This window comes from Roseateles sp. P4_D2, assembly GCF_056401875.1.
Genome location: NZ_JBFUIM010000034.1, coordinates 1 through 2,668, shown reverse-complemented (window position 1 = coordinate 2,668; position 2,668 = coordinate 1). Strand labels below are relative to the sequence as shown.

Annotated in this window: 1 protein-coding gene and 1 pseudogene; one reads left to right on the top strand and one right to left on the bottom strand. The window is 72.2% G+C overall.

What is annotated here, in order from left to right; all coding sequences use genetic code 11:
* Positions 1 to 272, top strand: a pseudogene (locus AC1DW0_RS29460) (hypothetical protein); the annotation flags it as partial.
* Positions 273 to 623: 351 nt separating this feature from the next.
* Here AC1DW0_RS29460 and AC1DW0_RS29455 read toward each other — a convergent pair.
* Positions 624 to 2,668 (bottom strand): ATP-binding protein (locus AC1DW0_RS29455; RefSeq protein WP_477949615.1); only part of this gene is annotated, 2,045 nt, incomplete at its 5' end.

Sequence of the window (2,668 nt, the reverse complement as noted above, 5' to 3'; positions counted from 1 at the left end):
GAAGCGTGACATTCACGGAGGAGTTGCCACCATTTGCCGACATCGTGATCACCGACGGGTGGCCCGCCGGKGCGGAAGGCTCTCGTAGGTCACTGACAGAAGCGCTCCTTGCCGAGATGGGTTCGCCCAAGCTGCTACCCACCCCGCCGTTCGCGATTGGGCGTGAACTTTCATTCGATCCGCTGGCGTACTCGGGCTTTGTTGGCTATCAGCAAAAGGAGCTCCTCTTGCCCGTACAAAGAGCCGTAATGCGGTATGCACTAAATGGCTAACCCTTCCACCGAGCGGACGTCTTCCAACGCGCTTCGCACGCTTCCAGCCGCCGCTCATGTTCAACGTTGAACGGCAGCTTTCTGGCTGTTCACTTCACCAAGGCCGACTTCCGCTCTCGGTCGGGATCACCCGTTCGACCCGTCAGGCAGCAGACATTCGTCGCGGGTTGGCGTGGTGAGCGGCGGCCAGGCCGCCTGGGTGGCTGCTTCACCCGCGACAGCGGTCATCGCAGGTGGCAAGTCGACAGGTGAGCCGATGACGGCTTCGTGGCCTGGACCGAGAAGCCGGCTACTGGCCGCGAAAGACGGCAGTCGCTGCAAAGCGGTCCCGTGGACGACTCGCCCCGCCCCCTACCGCCGCAACACCAACCCCTCCGCCGCCTCATCCCCCAACGCCCTCCCCTCCGCCTCCAGCGCCGCCGTGATGTCGCTGCCCAGCAAGGCACGGCCGGCGTCCAGCGCGCCGTCCAACGCGCGCAGTTCCAGCACGTCCAGCGTGGTGTCGTTAGCCGTCCAGCGGCTGCGCACATGGCCGGCGAGGCGGCAGGCGGCTTCGATGCGGCCCTGGGCGACCAGCAGCGGCAGGATGCCGAGCCAGGCCACCGTCGTGCCGAAGCGCCGCTGCGCGGCCAGGGACCGCGGCAGCAGGGCCTGCGCCTCGTCCAGCCGGCCGAGGCCGACAAGCGCCTCGACGAGGGCGTTCAGCACCCAGGGCAGGCTGCCGTTGCTGCCGCTGCCGTCGGCGTCCAACACCTCCAGCAGGGCGCGGGTGCGCGTGGTGCCTTCCTCGAAGCGGCCCAGGCGCACCAGCGTCAGGCAGATGTTGTTCTCGGCCACCTGCACGCGCTGTGACTGGCCGAGTTCGCGGGCGGCGAGCTGCTCGCGCTCCATGCAGGCGAGCAGTTCGGCGGTGTCGCCGCGCAGGCGGGCCACCACGGCCAGCGCGCCGTTCAGGCGCAGCCGCGTCGGGGCCGAGTCGTCGCCCGCGGCCAGTTCGCGCAGCAGCGTGCAGGCCTCTTCCAGCTCGGGCTCGTCCTCGGTGAAGGCGCGCACCCAGTGGGCCGCGGCGATGAGCAGTTCGGCGGGGTTGCCCAGCGGCCGCCAGAGGTCGACGGCCTTGCGCGAGACCGGCACGGCGCGCGGGTCGGTGCGGATGAGCAGCAGGTAGCCGAGCATGGACCACCACAGCGCCTGAACCTGCGGCGGCACCGCCTCGCCGCGGGCCTCCATCGCTGGCCGCAGCGACAGCAGCCACTGCGTCACCTCGTGGCGCCAGACGGTGAACACCATCACCCGCGCGGCGCGGGCGCCGATCTGGGCGGCGGTAGCGAGGTCGTGCTCGCGCGCCCACAGGAAGGCCTCGCGGACGTTCTGCATGTCGGCCAGCCACAGCGCCGCATCGTCGCTGGGTGCAATCAGCGCCAGCACGGCCACGGCATGCCGGCGGCGTGCGGAATGGCCGTCGGCGTCGCCGAGCCGGGCCAGCGCATGGGCTCGCATCGTCTCCAGCAGGCGGTAGCGCGGCGGGTCCTGGTTGTCGAGGCTGACCAGCGAGCGCTCCACCAGCGTGGCCAGGCCGTCGACGACGTCCCAGCGGCTGGTGTGCTCGTCGCTGCTGAGCGTGACGGCCAGGTCCAGCGTGAAGCCGCCGGCGAACACGCCCAGCGCGCGATAGAGGCGCTGCTCGGCCGGCTCCAGCAGGCCGTGGCTCCAGTCCAGCGCGTCGAGCAGGTTGCGGTGGCGGGCCGATGAATCGCGCCGGCCACGGGACAGCAGCGCGAAGCGCTCGGCCAGCGCGTCGTGCACGGCCTGCAGGCCCATCAGCGGCACGCGCGCGGCGGCCAGTTCCAGCGCCAGCGGCAGGCCGTCAAGCTGCCGGCACAGCGCGGCGAGCAGCGGGAGCGACCTGGCGGACACGTCGAAGCGTGCGTCCACCGCGCGGATGCGGGCCACCAGCAGCGCCAGCGCGCCCTCGCGGGGGTCGGGGCCGTCGACGCCCTCGGCCACGGGCAGCGGCTCCAGGCGCAGCAGGCGTTCGCCGGCCACGCCCAGCGGCAGCTGGCTGGTGACGAGCAGGCGCAGCCGGGGCAGCGTGGCCAGCTGGGCGGCCCACTCGGCGCAGACCGCGGCGAGGTGCTCGGCGTTGTCCAGCACCAGCAGCAGGTCGACGTCGGCCGGGATCAGGTTGAGCAGCTGGGGCAGCGCCTCGCCCGGGCTCAGCTGGCCGCCGAAGGCACGGGCGATGCCATCGGGTAGTTGTGCGGGCAGCGTCAGCGGCGCCAGGTCGACCCAGGCACTGCGGCCCGGCCAGCGCGCCAGCGCCTCGCGCGCCAGGCTGCTCTTGCCCACGCCGGGGCTGCCGACGACGCTCACGCAGCCGGGCGCGGCGAGCGCCT